This is a genomic window from Pseudomonas sp. JY-Q (assembly GCF_001655295.1).
Taxonomy (GTDB): Bacteria; Pseudomonadota; Gammaproteobacteria; order Pseudomonadales; family Pseudomonadaceae; genus Aquipseudomonas; species Aquipseudomonas alloputida.
In genome coordinates this window covers 5,329,971-5,343,618 of sequence record NZ_CP011525.1, presented here as the reverse complement: position 1 = coordinate 5,343,618, position 13,648 = coordinate 5,329,971, and the positions used below count along the sequence as shown (strand labels likewise).

Genomic DNA, 13,648 nt, shown 5'->3' with positions numbered 1-13,648 from the left:
CGGCCACCCGCTGACGCTGCAGTAACGGTTGCACGTTGAACTAGTATGAGTTCCGGTGGGAGTGCAGGCTTTGTTCTCAGCAGGGACGGATAAAGAATGAGAAAACTGCTTTTGGCAGCGGGCCTGTGTTTAGCGAGCGTTGCCCACGCTGACGAGCGCGACGTGTGGATGTTCGCCCAGTGGGCGGGTGATCATCAAACCCGCCCTTTCCGCGAAATGCTGGTAGATGCCCGGCTTTACGGTGTAGTGCCAATTCACCAGTTGCTGCGCTCGGCTTCGGACTGGAAACTGTGCCACGCATCGCCTTTCGCTGTACCGCCCCCCGGCAATTGGGCGGCTGTACGCTCGACCCTCGCGTTGATCAGGGCACTCGACGATCAAGGCATCCTGCGCCAGTTCGAGGTGGTTTCGGCTTACCGTGAGCCGCGCCTGAACGCCTGTGCGGGCGGGGCAGCCAACAGTGCGCATACCCGCGCGTTCGCCGTCGATATACTGCTGCCGGCCTGGGCCGACCCCAATCCGCTGTGCCGTTTCTGGCAGCAGCACGGCCAAGCCTGGAACATGGGCCTGGGCCGCTACCCATCAGGCCGCATTCATGTGGATACCGCCGGCTATCGCACCTGGGGCGGCGATGGCAGTGCGGGGTCGTCGTTCTGCGTCAAACCCAAATGAGCCAGGCAACCCCGGCATTCGTCCATTAGCCACTCTGCGAAGCGCTGGCACTTGCTGCTGTCGGCCAGAGGCTGTGGGCTAAGCAGGTGGTAGGCCGAGCCATCGCGCACAAAACCGTACGGCGCCTGCAACTGCCCGCTGTCGAGTTCGTCGCACACCATCAGGGCTGAGGCCATGGCCAGGCCCAGGCCGGCGTTGGCGGCCTGGATCGACAGGTAGAAATGCTCGTAGTCGCTGCGTTCGCAGTGCCGCGCCTGTTGGCCGCTCAGGCGCAGTCAGGTGGGCCAGGCAGCAGGGCGTGTGGTGCTGTGCAGCAGCCGTTGGCCATCGAGTCTGGCGCTGGCGGCGGGGTGGCACACCGGGCCGATCCATTCATCGCAGACCTTCTGGTTGAACAGCTGGTTATTCCAGTGGAAGTCGTCACGGCGGATGGCCATGTCGACCCCACTGCGGGCGAAGTCCAGCGGCCCGCCGGCAGCCACCAGGTGTAACTGCAGGTCGGGATGGGTGGCATGGAAGCGCGGCAGGCGCGGGATCAGCCAGCGCATGGCGATGGTCGGTTCGCAGGACAGCACAAGCACATTGTCGCGGACCTGGTGCTGCAAACGCTGCACGGCGCCTTCCAGCTGCTCGAAGATCGCCTGGGTGGTGCCATGCAGGGCGCGCCCGGCAGGGGTGAGGAAAATGGCCCTGTTGCGCCGTTCGAACAGTTCCACGCCAAGGCTTTCTTCCAGCAGGCGTATTTGGCGGCTGACCGCGCCGTGAGTGACGTGCAAGTGCTCGGCGGCGCGCACGAAGCTCTCGGTCTGGGCGGCAATGTCGAAGTAGCGGAAGGCGTTGAGTGGCGGCAGTTTCATGATTTCCCTGCTCAGCTGTGCCGGCCTCTTCGCGGGTAAACCCGCTGCTACATGGCCACATAGTTCCCTGTAGGAGCGGGTTTAGCCGCGAAGAGGCCAAGGCAGGCTGTACGTATCTGTGAGCAAAACTATCAGATTCATCTCAGCATAAATCGATTTTTCCGCATCTGTAAGCGCTCGATAATCGGCGGTCTGTGCATTTCCATCGCCTATCGAGAGCCATCAGCATGACCGAACTCATCGCCGTCGCCCTGTTTACCCTGCTCGCCGTCATCAGCCCTGGCGCCGATTTCGCCATGGTCACCCGCAGCAGTTATGCGCAGGGCCGCAAGGCCGGGCTGGCGGCCGCCATAGGTATCGCACTGGGGGTGCAGGTGCATGTGTTGTACACGGTGTTGGGCATTGCCGTAATCATCAGCCAGAGCCCGGCGCTGTTCCTCGTCATGAAAGTGCTGGGTGCGGGCTACCTGATCTACCTCGGGTACAAGTCATTGACCAACACCCGACGCATCAGCCTGGACGGGGTTGGCCAGTCTGCTGCCAGCGTACTGCAAGCGCTGCGCACCGGCTTTTTGACCAACGCCCTCAACCCCAAGACCCTGTTGTTTGTCATCAGTGCCTTCACCCAGGTGGTACAGCCTGGCAGCCCGCTGACGCTGAACTTCGCCTACGGTGCGTTCATGTCCGTTGCCCATTGGCTATGGTTCAGCCTGGTGGCGGTATTTTTTTCCAGCACGGCATTGCGCAAGGCGATGATCGAACGGCAAGTGCTGGTGGACCGGGCCATTGGTCTGGCATTGATCGGGCTTGGCCTGGCTGTGGCGGTGACCGGAATACGTTGAGGCGACGATAGCAGCGCCGAACCCTGTGATTCGGCGCCCGGCTGCTGCTGGATGGGTTCGCGCGGGCACCAGCAACTTTTTCGCAGGCAAAGAAAAAGGGCTTACCTTGCGGTAAGCCCTTCGTCTTGTTTGGTGGCTACACAGGGACTTGAACCCCGGACCCCAGCATTATGAATGCTATGCTCTAACCAACTGAGCTATGTAGCCGATGGCGCGCATTATTCTCTTGAACGCCCCCTCTGTCAACACTCATTTCAAAAAAAATTTGCACGCTTTCAAAAACTTAGCGGCCAGCCCCGGTTTCAGCGCACCACAAGCCAGTGCCCGAGCACGCCCAGCAACTGCAACTGCTGGGCTGCAGCCAGGGATTGCAGGCTTTGGTCAGGCCGGTCGAGGTTGAAGTGGCCGCTTACACGGCGATGAGCCACTTGTTCATCCATCATCCACAGACGCTGCCCTTGGTAACCGGCAAGGCGCTCCAGCACCTGCCTCAATGGCATGTCTGTGGCTTTAAGGCGGCCGTTGCGCCAACTGTCAGCGGTTTTCAGATCAGCCTTACGCACCGGGTCGATGCGTGTGTCATCGAAGGTTACCCGCTCACCTGCCGAGACCATTCGCTGCTCACCCCCCTGGGTGACCATGGCCTTGCCACTGAATACCACGAGTTCGTCACGCCCTGCATGGCGGGCTATCTGCAAGCGAGTGCCGTATACCTGGATGCGTGCGTTGCCCACTTCCACGTCCATGGCCCGCCCGTCGAGCACGACTTCCATATGCACCTGGCCCTGCACCAGGTGCAGTTGGCGGGTGCGGCCGCGCAGGTCGACGTTCATCGCGCTGGCGCTGTCCAGGTTCAATGTCGTGCCATCCGCCAAGCGTATGCTGCGGCGCTCTCCCACATCGGTGTGCAGCTCGCTGGCCAGACGCTGTATCAGCGGCCAGTACAGGTAAGCAGCAGCGCCTAACCCTAGCAAGAACACAAGCGCCAACCCTTTACCCAGGTGACTGCGACGGACAGTGACATGCCGTGGGTGAGGGCGGGCAGGTGCGGGTTGCAGCTGTTGCCAGAACGTCTCCAGCTCGGCGTAGGCGTGGGCGTTCTCTTGTACCTGGCACCAGGCTGCAAATGCCTGGCGCTGGGTTTCGTCGCAACCGGGCTGGCGCAGCAACGAAAACCACGCCAACGCTTCCTGTTGTGGGTCGGGCTGCAGCTGCTTGGCGGACATCGGGCTCATGGGGGCGGTCTGCTCACGATAGGGGCCGTTTGGCCTAACGATGACAGGGGTCATTGGCAGAGGATGCTAATTATATTGAGAACCATTTTCAAGTGCGTGGCGACAGGGGGATAAAAAAGGTAGCTATGTATCTATTTGATTCCTGATAATCGGATCCCAAACCAGAGGACGGAGATTCAGGCAAATGGCCACCAGTAGTGCCTCCACCGCATCCACCCCGGCAGCGGCAAGCCAAGCCTCGCCGATGGTGATGCGCATCATCGGTTTCTGCGCCTTGGCGCATTTGATCAACGACCTGATCCAGTCGGTGCTGCCGGCGATCTACCCGATGCTCAAGGCCAACTACGACCTGAGCTTCGCCCAGATCGGCATGATCACGCTCACGTTCCAGATCACCGCCTCGCTGTTGCAGCCTTGGGTCGGCTTCTTCACCGACCGCCGGCCCACGCCAAATCTGTTGCCGCTAGGCACCCTGTGCACGTTGGTGGGGATCGTGATGCTGGCCTTCGTTGGCAGTTTCCCGATGATCCTGCTGGCGTCGGCGCTGGTGGGCATTGGCTCGTCGACCTTCCACCCGGAAACCTCGCGTATTGCACGGCTGGCCTCGGGCGGGCGCTTCGGCCTGGCCCAGTCGACCTTCCAGGTCGGTGGCAACACCGGCTCCGCTCTGGGCCCGCTGCTGGCAGCGGCCATCGTCATTCCGTTCGGCCAGACCCATGTGGCCTGGTTCGGCCTGGCCGGGCTGTTCTTCCTCGGCGTTACCCTGATGCTGCGCGGTTGGTACAAGGAGCACCTCAATCAGGCCAAGGCGCGCAAGACGGTTCAGGCCACCCACGGCATTTCGCGCAATCGGGTAATTGCGGCGCTGATCGTGCTGGGCTTGCTGGTGTTCTCCAAGTACTTCTACATGGCCAGCTTCACCAGCTACTTCACCTTTTACCTGATCGAGAAGTTCGGTGTGTCGGTGGCCAGCTCGCAGCTGCATCTGTTCCTGTTCCTCGGCGCGGTGGCGGCGGGCACCTTCTTCGGCGGGCCGATCGGTGACCGTATCGGGCGCAAGGCAGTCATCTGGTTTTCAATACTGGGCGTGGCGCCGTTCACGCTGGCGCTGCCGTATGCCGACTTGTTCTGGACCACGGTGCTGAGCGTGGTGATCGGCTTTATCCTGGCTTCTGCGTTTTCTGCGATCGTGGTGTATGCGCAGGAGCTGGTGCCGGGCAGCGTGGGCATGATTGCCGGGATCTTCTTTGGCCTGATGTTCGGTTTTGGCGGCATTGGTGCTGCGCTGTTGGGGTACGTAGCGGACCTGCGTGGTATCGAATACGTGTATGGGTTGTGCTCGTTCCTGCCATTGTTCGGGTTGTTGGCGGTGTTTCTGCCAAGTACAGGTAAACGCTGAACGCGCCGGGGGCCTGGCAGAGGCCCCTGGGCAATTGACGAGCCCCCCGGAGGTGGCTAGAGTGCCGCCTCTTTTTTCAATCACCTGCGTAGTAGCCAAAGCAATGCGCCGTACCCAGTCCCTCCCACACGCCCGCCAGCCTGCCTTCCAGGCACTGCGTCGTGCATGGCCGAGTGACACGGTGCTCAAGCGCCGCCGCAGCGTGCTGTTTGCCTTCACCTTCTCGCCACACCTCGCCTGAACTGATCTGCGCTTTCGCGTCGCTCGCCGTTCCGGCGTGCGCGCCTGTTTCTGCACGTCTTTTCGGTTTGCCAGGAGTGGTACATGAACATGCGTTTATTGGCGGGCTTGTTGTTCGCCGTTTCTGTCGTGGGTTTCAGTTTGGGGGCCAGTTTGCCGCTGGTGTCGTTGCGCCTGCATGAAGCGGGGGCGAGCACCCTGGAAATCGGCATCATCTCGGCCATCCCTGCCGCCGGCATGATGCTCTCGGCTTTTCTGGTCGACATCTGCTGCCGCCATCTCACCCGGCGCACTATCTATCTGCTGTGTTTCAGCCTGTGCACGGTCAGCATCGCCTTGCTCGAGTCCGCGTTCGGCTCGTTGTGGCTGCTGGCGTTGCTGCGCCTGGGCCTGGGGCTTGGCATGGGGATCGCCATCATCCTCGGCGAGTCGTGGGTCAACGAACTGTGCCCCGAACATAACCGCGGCAAGATCATGGCCTTGTACGCCACCAGCTTTACGGGCTTTCAGGTGCTGGGCCCGGCCATGCTGGCAGTGTTGGGCGCCGATAGCCCGTGGATCACGGGTGTCGTCACGGTCTGTTATGGGCTGGCGTTGCTGTGCATTGTGCTGACGGTGCCCAACGACCATGTCGAGCACGAAGAGGGCGAAAAAAGCTTCGGCCTGGCCGGGTTCTTCCGTGTGGCACCGGCGTTGTGCATGGCGGTGCTGTTCTTCTCGTTCTTCGATGCCGTGGTGCTGTCGCTGCTGCCGGTGTACGCCACCAGCCATGGCTTTGCCGTTGGCGTGGCAGCGTTGATGGTGACGGTGGTGTTTGCCGGCGACATGCTGTTCCAGCTGCCGCTGGGCTGGCTGGCCGATCGGGTTGAGCGCACGGGGCTGCACCTGGCGTGCGGGCTGGTGGCGATGGTGATCGGCATCGGTTTGCCTTGGCTGCTGAATCTGACCTGGCTGCTGTGGCCGCTGCTGGTGGTGCTGGGCGCGGTGGCGGGGGGCATCTATACCTTGGCGCTGGTGCTGATCGGGCAGCGCTTCAAGGGCCAGGACCTGGTCACTGCCAACGCCAGTGTGGGCTTGCTCTGGGGCGTAGGCAGCCTGGTCGGGCCGCTGGTCAGTGGGGCGGCCATGAATGTCGCGCCCCACGGTTTGCCCATGGCGCTGGCCCTGATGGCCGGGCTGTTCGTGTGCTTTGCCAGGCAGTCATACCGGCGCCGTGGGCGGATGCGGGCTGTGGCGCAGTGATATCCCTTTACGCCGCGCCGATGCTGACCCAATAGCGCGTCCTGTACTCGACCCGCACGGGCAGGCTGCGGGTGAGCAGTTGCAGGATTTGCCCGGTGTCAGCCAACTGATAGGTGCCGGAAACCTTCAAGCCCGCCACTTCTGGAGCGCAGCACAACAGGCCCGGTCGGTAGCGGCCGAGTTCGCTGACAAACTCGGCAAGCGGCATCTGCTGCACGCTGAGCACACCTTCGGTCCAACCCCAGGGATCGTTGTGCAGTGTTCTGGCCTGAATGCTGCCGTTGGCGCTGACTTGCAAAGTTTCACCGGGCAGCACCTGCCTCGCTGAGGCCGAGGCAGGGAACAGCGTGACTTCACCACGCCGCACCGACAGCAGCAGGCCCTGGCTGTTTTCGCGCAGCAACAGCTGGCCATCGAAGGTGGTCAGCGGGCCGACAGGGGTGGCGACGTGGAATGGGCGGTTGTCGTTGGGGTTGCTGTCCAGGCTGACCTCGCCATGGATCAGTTTCAGCTGGCGTTGGTCTGCACTGTAGTGCAAGTCGATGGCACTGGCAGTGTTGAGCTGGATGCGGCTGCCGTCACTGCCTTGCCATTGGCGCCGTTCACCGGTGGCGGTGCTGGTGTCGGCCAGCAGCAGTGGCAGGCCTAGCGGTTCGCGCGCGGCCCAGCCCAGGCTGCCGCCCACGGCCAACAGCCCCAGTAACTTCAGGTGGTCCCTGCGGCTGGCTTTGGGGTGCTGGCTAGCGTCCAGGGTGCGCCGGCTCAGGTCCTTGGGCAGCCCGGCCAGTTCATCGCCCAGATGACTGACCCGCTGCCAGGCCAGGCGGTTGTGTGGGTGGCTGGCCAGCCAGTGTTGAAACTGCTGCTCGGTGCGCGGGCTGGGGGTGTCGAAACGCAGCTTTACCAGCCAGTCGATGGCCTGATCGACTTGCGTTTGAGCGGGCGTACCATCAGGCATCGGCATAGCGCAACCGGTAGCAGACGCCCAGGGCCTTGGCCAGATCGCGCTCAACGGTGGCCCTGGACACCTCCAGACGTTGGGCGACCTGCACGATGCTCAAACCGTCTAGCTGGGCCAGCAGGAACGCTTGGCGGACGCGCGGTTTCAACTGGTGCAAGGCGCGGTCGAGGCGTTCCAGGCTATCGAGGATGACAAGCTTATCCTCTTCGCTGGGCACTTCTGCTTCGGGCAGGTGTGCCAGGCTCTCCTGGTAGGCCCGCTCCAGCGCGCGGCGGCGGAACTGGTCGATCATCAAGCCACGGGCGATGCTGCTGAGGTAGGCGCGCGGTTCTTTGAGCGGCGACACGTGGCGGGCGCGCAACAACCGCACGAAGGTATCCTGGGCCAGGTCTGCGGCATGTTCACTGCAACCGACCCGGCTGCGTAACCAGCCACGCAACCAGGCATGGTGGGACTGGTAGAGCAGAGCGACCTCGGTGGGCTTGAGCGTGTCGTTGATCTGCATCGTAGAGAAGGCCCAGTCCAGTGATGTGTGCGATTGTGAATAGTTCTCAATTCTATGCGGGGAAGATGGCGCGGAGCAATGGAATGCCAAAGATTAGCTGCGCAAGAACCGGCGTTTGCCCGATGAACGGCTGCGCTAAGCTGGACCTGCAATCGACTTGATGGAGGTGCCATGATGCTGGCCGACCTTTCGCCTGAGGCCTATCACGAGGCCACGCAACACCTGGCGGCACTTGACCCGGACTGGTCGCGGCATATCGCAGCGATCGGGCCCTGCCTGCACCAGGCTACGCCGGGACGTGAGCCTTATGAGGCATTGGTGCGGGCGATTGCCTACCAGCAACTGCACGCCCGCGCCGCCGAGGCGATCCTGGGGCGTTTGCTGGCACTGTTCCCGGCAGATGATTTTCCGCAGCCTGAGCAGTTGTTGGCGGTAACCCCGGAAACCCTGCGTGCCTGCGGCTTTTCGGCGAGCAAGCTGGTGACGGTCCAGGGCATTGCTCAAGCCACCCTGGAGGGCTTGGTACCGACGCGGGAGCAGGCGTTAACCATGGCTGACGAGGCGTTGATCGAACGCCTGGTGGCGTTGCGTGGGGTAGGGCGGTGGACGGTGGAGATGCTGCTGATCTATAGCCTGGGGCGTTCTGACATTCTGCCGGTGGACGATTTTGGCGTGCGCGAGGGGTATCGGCGGCTCAAAGGGCTGGAGACGGCGCCGACTCCGGCGCAAATGCGTTCGCTGGGCGGCGCCTGGCGGCCGTTTCGTACCGTGGCGGCCTGGTACCTGTGGCGGGCCTGAGGTTTTTGCATCGCCCGTACAGGCAACAACATATCCGGGAAACAAAGATGAACCCCTACACCACCCCCGACCAACGCTGGCAAGCCGTAGAGAGCCGCGACGCTGCCGCCACAGGCCACTTTGTCTACGCCGTACGTACCACTGGCGTCTACTGCCACCCCGGCTGCAAATCACGCCAGGCCAAGCGCGTGAACGTCGAGTTCTACGACACTGCCGCGGGTGCCGAGGCTGCCGGCTACCGTGCTTGCAAACGCTGTATCAGCAAGGCCAGCGCCACCCGCCATAGCCAGCTGGTTACCCACGCCTGCCGCTTGATCGAAACCAGCGACCCCGCGCCAAGCCTCGACCAACTCAGTGCACAGCTGGCCGTCAGCCCCTTCCACCTGCATCGGCTGTTCAAGGCCGAAACTGGGGTCACCCCCAAGGCCTACGCCACAGCCTTCCGGGCCCGGCGCCTGCGTGCGCATCTGGAAGACGGCCAGCACTCTGTCACCGATGCTATTTACAACGCCGGCTACAACTCCAACAGCCGCTTCTACGAAAGCGCCGACCAGCGCCTGGGCATGCGCCCCCGGCAATACCGCGCCGGCGGTGCCGGGGCAACCATTCACTTCGCCCTTGGGCAGTGCTCGCTGGGTGCAATATTGGTCGCCCAGAGCGACAAGGGTATCTGCGCGATTCTGCTGGGCGACGACCCCGAGGGCTTGTTGCTCGAGTTGCAGGATCAGTTCCCCAAGGCCCACCTGATTGGCGGCGACAGCGCCTACGAACAGAGGGTGGCCGAAGTGATCGGTTTCGTCGAAGCGCCCGCCTTGGGCCTGGCCCTGCCGCTGGATGTACAAGGCACCGCGTTTCAGGAGCGAGTGTGGCAGGCGCTGCGTGAGGTGCCGGCCGGCAGCCGGGTCAGCTACACCGACATCGCCGAGCGCATTGGCGCCCCCAAGGCCGTGCGGGCGGTAGCCATGGCCTGCGCGGCCAACCGTATTGCCGTGGCCATCCCTTGCCACCGCGTAGTGCGCCGGGATGGCGACATCAGCGGTTACCGCTGGGGCGTGGAGCGCAAACAGCAATTGCTGAAGCGAGAAACGGCACTCTCCTGACGGCCCGAAGCCGCGTAGAATCCCCCGCCAAATCGAATTGCAAAGAGGAATATTCGATGAGGCGTGTCAGCCTTGCCCGTTATTGCCCAGGTCTGATTGCCCTGCTGGCCCTGATGCTGTTGCTTGTCAGCCCGGCCTGGTCGGCCCCGGCCACGCCATTGTCCAACTTGGCGGCTGCCGAAGCGCCCGCACTGGACGAAAACGCCAGCCTCGAACAGCTGAGTGACCGCTTGGACCTGATCCGCCAAGGCGTCACCAGCGAGGCCAACGACGACGTGCTGTCGCAACTGCGCCTGGGCGCGATGCAGGTTCAGCGTCAAGCTGATGCACTGAGTACACAGCGCACTGCCGATGTGGGAAAACTCGACGACCAGCTTAAGGTCATCGGCCCGGCCCAGCCGGACGAGGCTGCTACCCTGACACAGCAGCGCAAAGCGCTGGAGGCCGAGAAAAAGGCGCTGGTAGCCCAGCAGGATCAGGCCACCAAGCTGACCCAGTCGGCCCGTGACCTGTCCACGCAAATCGTCAACCTGCGCCGCAGCCAGTTCAACTCGCAAATCACCAGCCGTGCAGCCTCGCCGCTGAGCCCAGCCTTCTGGCAGAGCATCATCCGCCCCACCCAGGACGACGTGGCGCGCCTGCGTGACCTGCGCAGCGAGGCGGCCGATGCCATCAGCAGCGCCTTCAGCGCCGAAAACCGCTGGCTGTTCGTTGCCAGCCTGGTGGCGGCGATTCTGGTGTGGACGTTGGTGCGGCGCGTGCTTGAACGCTTGCTGGCCAGTGCCATGGTCCACTGGCTGCCGGAGGGCCGCCTGCGCCGCAGCGCCTTGGCTCTGGGCGTTAGCCTGGCAACCCTGGGCACCATCGCCGGCTCGGTGTCGTTGCTGCGCTGGGGGCTGGAAAGCAATGCACGCTTGGGTTCGGATATCGCCAGCCTGACCAATCACATTCTCACCCTGGTGGTGTTCAGTGCCTTCATCACAGGCCTGGGCCGCGCCATGCTGATGCTGCAGCGTCCGTCCTGGCGGTTGCCGGCGATCCACGACGAAGTCGCCAGTGCGCTGGGCTGGTTCCCGAAGGTGCTGGCACTGGCACTGATGGTCATGATGACCATGGAGCGCATGAACAGCGTGATCGGCGCCAGCCTGGCGCTGACGGTGGCCGTCAACGGGCTGACCGCGCTGGTGGTGGCGCTCACCTTTGCAGGCGCGCTGCTGTGTTACCGCCGCACCCTGCGCAAGCATGGCCTGGAGCGCCCGACGGGCCTGGCCGGGCTGATCCCGTTCGTGATGGTCATCTGGCTGACGTTGATCCTGCTGGCACTGCTCACCGGCTACCTGACACTCGCCTATTTCCTCACCGCCAAGCTGTTGTGGGTCAGCCTGGTGATCACCTGTGCCTACTTGCTGACTACCTTCTTCGGCGACCTGTGCGAAACCCTGCTGTCACCCCGCCAGCCCGGTGGCCTGGCACTGGCGTCGACCCTGGGCCTGGCGCCTCGCCACCAGGCCCAGGCCAGTACCATACTGGCCGGCATTGGCCGCACGGTCGTGCTGTTCCTGGCACTGTTGCTGGTGTTGATGCCGTCGGGCACCAGCCCTAGCGAATTGCTGTTGAGTCTGGGCGACTGGGATGGGACCGGCGGCAAGCTGCTCGGTAACCTGAACATCGTGCCGCAGGACATCCTGCTGGCCTTGGCCATCTTCCTCGGCGGCCTGTTCGCCATCCGTGTGGTCAAGCGCTGGCTGAGCGACCGCCTGCTGCCGGAAACCGAGATGGACGCCGGCATGCGGGCCTCGCTGGTGACCCTGGTGGGCTACCTGGGTTTCCTGTTCCTGGCCATGCTGGTGATGTCGACCTTGCGTATCAACCTCACCAGCCTGACCTGGGTGGTCAGTGCCCTGTCGGTCGGTATCGGTTTCGGTTTGCAGCAGATCGTGCAGAACTTCATTTCCGGCCTGATCCTGCTGACCGAGCGCCCGGTGAAGGTCGGCGACTGGGTCAGCCTGGCGGGTGTCGAGGGTGATATCCGCCGCATCAACGTGCGCGCCACGGAAATCCAGATGTCTGACCGTTCCACGGTGATCGTGCCCAATTCGCAGTTCATCTCGCAGAACGTGCGCAACGTGACCATGGGCAACGCGCTGGGCGTGGTCAGCATTACCCTGACACTGCCGCTGGAGACCGATGCCAACCGTGTGCGTGAGCTGCTGCTGGCGGCTTACCATGAGCATGAGGCGATTCTGGATGCGCCAGCTACCTCGGTGTCGTTCAAGGACCTGACGGCCAGCGGCATGGTGATTGGTGTGAGTGGCTATGTGGCCGGGCCGCGGCAGGTATCGGGAGCCCGCAGCGACCTGCTGTTCACCATTCTTGGCCGGTTGCGTGATGAAGGCATTCCACTGTCTTCGCCGCAGAGCATGGTGCTGGTGCAGGAAGGTACGCGGCCGGCTGACGAGTCGGTGTAGGCATCGGGGGCAAGGCCCCCCAACTCAATGCTGTTTGGCCTGCCTGATACGCAGCAGTATCACCAGCAGCACCAGCAGGACTGGCGGCGCCATGGCCATCAAGCCATCGCGCGCCGTCAGTCCCAACCCCAGTACATTCAGCCCGCCATACAAAAGCTTGAACAGATTCAGCAGGTAATAGGTGATGGCGATGATCGACAGCCCCTCCACCGCTCGCTGGATTTTCACCTGGGCATCTGCCCGGGCATTGAGGCTGCGCAAGATCTCGGCGTTCTGCTCCTCCATCTCAACTTGCACCCGCGCCTGCAGCAAGTCGCCCAGGTTGGCCACGTTCTTCGCCAACTGCTCCAGCCGTTGCTCGGTGGCTGCGCAGTAGCGCACGGTCGGCTTGAACCGGCGCTCGATGAATACCCCAAGGCGCTGGCAGTCACCCACATGGCTTTCCCGCAACTCCCCCAGGCGTTCGAACACCAGCTGTGCGTAGGCCTGGGTGGCGCCAAAGCGGTGACGGGTTTTTACCGTGCGGCTTACAACCTGACGTGACAGGTGGGCAATGGCTTCCAAGAGCCCTTTGGAATCATGGCCATCGACCCCGGCACTGCGCTCGGAGAGGCAGACCAGGGTCTTGTCGAAGGCATCCAGTTCCTGGCTCAGTTGCTTGGCCGTGCTCAGGGTCAGCGAAGCCATCATGCGGTACGTCTCGATTTCCAGCAGGCGGCGGATCATGCGGCCCTGGCGGTAGGCATTGAGGCGCCTGTTGATGAACAGGAAGCGGTTGGTGCCATCCTCGGTCAGGCGGAAGTCGCTCCACACCACCGCATCGCCACCACCCACGCACGAGCCGCACGGGTCTTTGAAACCATAGTGGGCCAGGTTCAGGTCCTGTTCGTGACGTACCAGCACCTGCACTGCATTGATCACCTGCGCCGCCTGCGGCGCAATCGCCTCGGCCAGCACCGGCGGTAGGGTTTGCCATGTGGTATCGGCTGTGGTGCATGGCACAACCAGCGTCAACGTGAAGAACTCGGTGTGCCGCTCCCATTTGAACGGGTGGCCATCCATGTCAGTGATGCCTTGTGCGGCACCGGTGTCCGAAACATCAGGGCAGCAGCGTTGTAGCAATGCTGTACAGGCAGCATCGCCGCCGAGCAAGGCCAGGTGGAAGACATGCGCCGGGCCGTCGAAATAGAGTGACGGACGGGCGTGCAGTTCATTGTGCAAGGCGGTGCGTTGAGGGTGCATGGGTGGTCCGGCCTGGTGTTGTGATTATGGGGGTACCAGGAAGTGGGACTTTGCGGGCACTGGAGAAAGTCACGCGGGGGGAATGTT

At 63.0% G+C, this 13,648-nt stretch carries 12 protein-coding genes, 1 tRNA gene and 1 pseudogene; 8 read left to right on the top strand and 6 right to left on the bottom strand.

Going from position 1 to position 13,648, the window contains the following annotated elements:
* Positions 1–96: 96 nt before the first annotated feature.
* Positions 97–672 carry a D-Ala-D-Ala carboxypeptidase family metallohydrolase gene (locus AA098_RS23955; protein WP_033725220.1) on the top strand — a complete coding sequence of 192 codons (576 nt, stop codon included), beginning with the start codon at positions 97–99 and terminating at the stop codon, positions 670–672.
* Here AA098_RS23955 and AA098_RS23950 read toward each other — a convergent pair.
* A pseudogene (locus AA098_RS23950) lies at positions 612–1,529 on the bottom strand (LysR substrate-binding domain-containing protein). The gene AA098_RS23955 and the pseudogene AA098_RS23950 sit on opposite strands and share 61 nt — an antisense overlap.
* Before the next feature lie 227 nt (positions 1,530–1,756).
* Here AA098_RS23950 and AA098_RS23945 point away from each other — a divergent pair.
* The gene (locus AA098_RS23945) at positions 1,757–2,371 is read left to right on the top strand and encodes a LysE family translocator (RefSeq protein ID WP_004575706.1); all 615 of its coding nucleotides are present in this window, start codon (positions 1,757–1,759) and stop codon (positions 2,369–2,371) included.
* A 130-nt stretch (positions 2,372–2,501) separates the two neighbouring features.
* On the opposite strand, the gene AA098_RS23940 is transcribed toward AA098_RS23945, so the two are convergent.
* Both AA098_RS23940 and AA098_RS23935 read right to left on the bottom strand, forming a co-directional pair.
* Positions 2,502–2,578: transfer RNA gene (locus AA098_RS23940), tRNA-Met, on the bottom strand.
* A gap of 95 nt (positions 2,579–2,673) precedes the next feature.
* Positions 2,674–3,597 (bottom strand): FecR domain-containing protein, encoded by a 924-nt coding sequence (locus tag AA098_RS23935; RefSeq protein WP_054888541.1) that lies wholly within the window; start codon positions 3,595–3,597, stop codon positions 2,674–2,676.
* A 193-nt stretch (positions 3,598–3,790) separates the two neighbouring features.
* Here AA098_RS23935 and AA098_RS23930 point away from each other — a divergent pair, with 193 nt between their 5' ends.
* The 3 genes from AA098_RS23930 (at position 3,791) to AA098_RS23925 (ending at position 6,487) form a co-directional block, all read left to right on the top strand.
* Positions 3,791–5,005, top strand: coding sequence for an MFS transporter (locus AA098_RS23930; protein ID WP_003247436.1), 1,215 nt, complete (start codon positions 3,791–3,793; stop codon positions 5,003–5,005).
* 103 nt (positions 5,006–5,108) lie between these two features.
* Entirely contained in the window at positions 5,109–5,246 is a 138-nt protein-coding gene (locus tag AA098_RS29615) for a hypothetical protein (RefSeq protein ID WP_003247435.1), read from the top strand.
* Positions 5,247–5,329: 83 nt separating this feature from the next.
* Positions 5,330–6,487 (top strand): MFS transporter, encoded by a 1,158-nt coding sequence (locus tag AA098_RS23925; RefSeq protein WP_019750431.1) that lies wholly within the window; start codon positions 5,330–5,332, stop codon positions 6,485–6,487.
* A 7-nt stretch (positions 6,488–6,494) separates the two neighbouring features.
* Here AA098_RS23925 and AA098_RS23920 read toward each other — a convergent pair whose 3' ends face one another.
* Positions 6,495–7,451 (bottom strand): FecR domain-containing protein, encoded by a 957-nt coding sequence (locus AA098_RS23920; RefSeq protein ID WP_064615047.1) that lies wholly within the window; start codon positions 7,449–7,451, stop codon positions 6,495–6,497.
* Positions 7,438–7,953, bottom strand: coding sequence for a sigma-70 family RNA polymerase sigma factor (locus AA098_RS23915; RefSeq protein WP_003247432.1), 516 nt, complete (start codon positions 7,951–7,953; stop codon positions 7,438–7,440). Before AA098_RS23915 ends, AA098_RS23920 begins: the two co-directional genes overlap by 14 nt.
* 171 nt (positions 7,954–8,124) lie before the next feature.
* On the opposite strand from AA098_RS23915, the gene AA098_RS23910 reads away from it, so the two are divergent.
* From AA098_RS23910 to AA098_RS23900, 3 genes are read left to right on the top strand one after another with little or no spacing between them, the layout of a single operon-like run.
* On the top strand, positions 8,125–8,751 hold the full coding sequence (locus AA098_RS23910; protein ID WP_003247431.1) for a DNA-3-methyladenine glycosylase: 627 nt from the start codon (positions 8,125–8,127) through the stop codon (positions 8,749–8,751).
* 47 nt (positions 8,752–8,798) lie between these two features.
* Entirely contained in the window at positions 8,799–9,851 is a 1,053-nt protein-coding gene (gene ada / locus AA098_RS23905; protein ID WP_060538633.1) for a bifunctional DNA-binding transcriptional regulator/O6-methylguanine-DNA methyltransferase Ada, read from the top strand.
* A gap of 56 nt (positions 9,852–9,907) precedes the next feature.
* Positions 9,908–12,319, top strand: coding sequence for a DUF3772 domain-containing protein (locus AA098_RS23900; protein WP_064615046.1), 2,412 nt, complete (start codon positions 9,908–9,910; stop codon positions 12,317–12,319).
* Positions 12,320–12,343: 24 nt separating this feature from the next.
* Here AA098_RS23900 and AA098_RS23895 read toward each other — a convergent pair whose 3' ends face one another.
* A complete protein-coding gene (locus tag AA098_RS23895; protein WP_003247428.1) occupies positions 12,344–13,561 on the bottom strand; it encodes a DUF3422 domain-containing protein in 1,218 nt (405 codons plus the stop codon).
* Positions 13,562–13,648: the final 87 nt, after the last annotated feature.

What these genes read in the sequence shown, in the direction of transcription:
- AA098_RS23955 (WP_033725220.1), top strand. Translation starts at nt 97, where the DNA reads ATGAGAAAACTGCTTTTGGCAGCGGGCCTGTGTTTAGCGAGCGTTGCC.
- AA098_RS23945 (WP_004575706.1), top strand. Translation starts at nt 1,757, where the DNA reads ATGACCGAACTCATCGCCGTCGCCCTGTTTACCCTGCTCGCCGTCATC.
- AA098_RS23935 (WP_054888541.1), bottom strand. Translation starts at nt 3,597, where the DNA reads ATGTCCGCCAAGCAGCTGCAGCCCGACCCACAACAGGAAGCGTTGGCG.
- AA098_RS23930 (WP_003247436.1), top strand. Translation starts at nt 3,791, where the DNA reads ATGGCCACCAGTAGTGCCTCCACCGCATCCACCCCGGCAGCGGCAAGC.
- AA098_RS29615 (WP_003247435.1), top strand. Translation starts at nt 5,109, where the DNA reads ATGCGCCGTACCCAGTCCCTCCCACACGCCCGCCAGCCTGCCTTCCAG.
- AA098_RS23925 (WP_019750431.1), top strand. Translation starts at nt 5,330, where the DNA reads ATGAACATGCGTTTATTGGCGGGCTTGTTGTTCGCCGTTTCTGTCGTG.
- AA098_RS23920 (WP_064615047.1), bottom strand. Translation starts at nt 7,451, where the DNA reads ATGCCGATGCCTGATGGTACGCCCGCTCAAACGCAAGTCGATCAGGCC.
- AA098_RS23915 (WP_003247432.1), bottom strand. Translation starts at nt 7,953, where the DNA reads ATGCAGATCAACGACACGCTCAAGCCCACCGAGGTCGCTCTGCTCTAC.
- AA098_RS23910 (WP_003247431.1), top strand. Translation starts at nt 8,125, where the DNA reads ATGATGCTGGCCGACCTTTCGCCTGAGGCCTATCACGAGGCCACGCAA.
- ada (WP_060538633.1), top strand. Translation starts at nt 8,799, where the DNA reads ATGAACCCCTACACCACCCCCGACCAACGCTGGCAAGCCGTAGAGAGC.
- AA098_RS23900 (WP_064615046.1), top strand. Translation starts at nt 9,908, where the DNA reads ATGAGGCGTGTCAGCCTTGCCCGTTATTGCCCAGGTCTGATTGCCCTG.
- AA098_RS23895 (WP_003247428.1), bottom strand. Translation starts at nt 13,561, where the DNA reads ATGCACCCTCAACGCACCGCCTTGCACAATGAACTGCACGCCCGTCCG.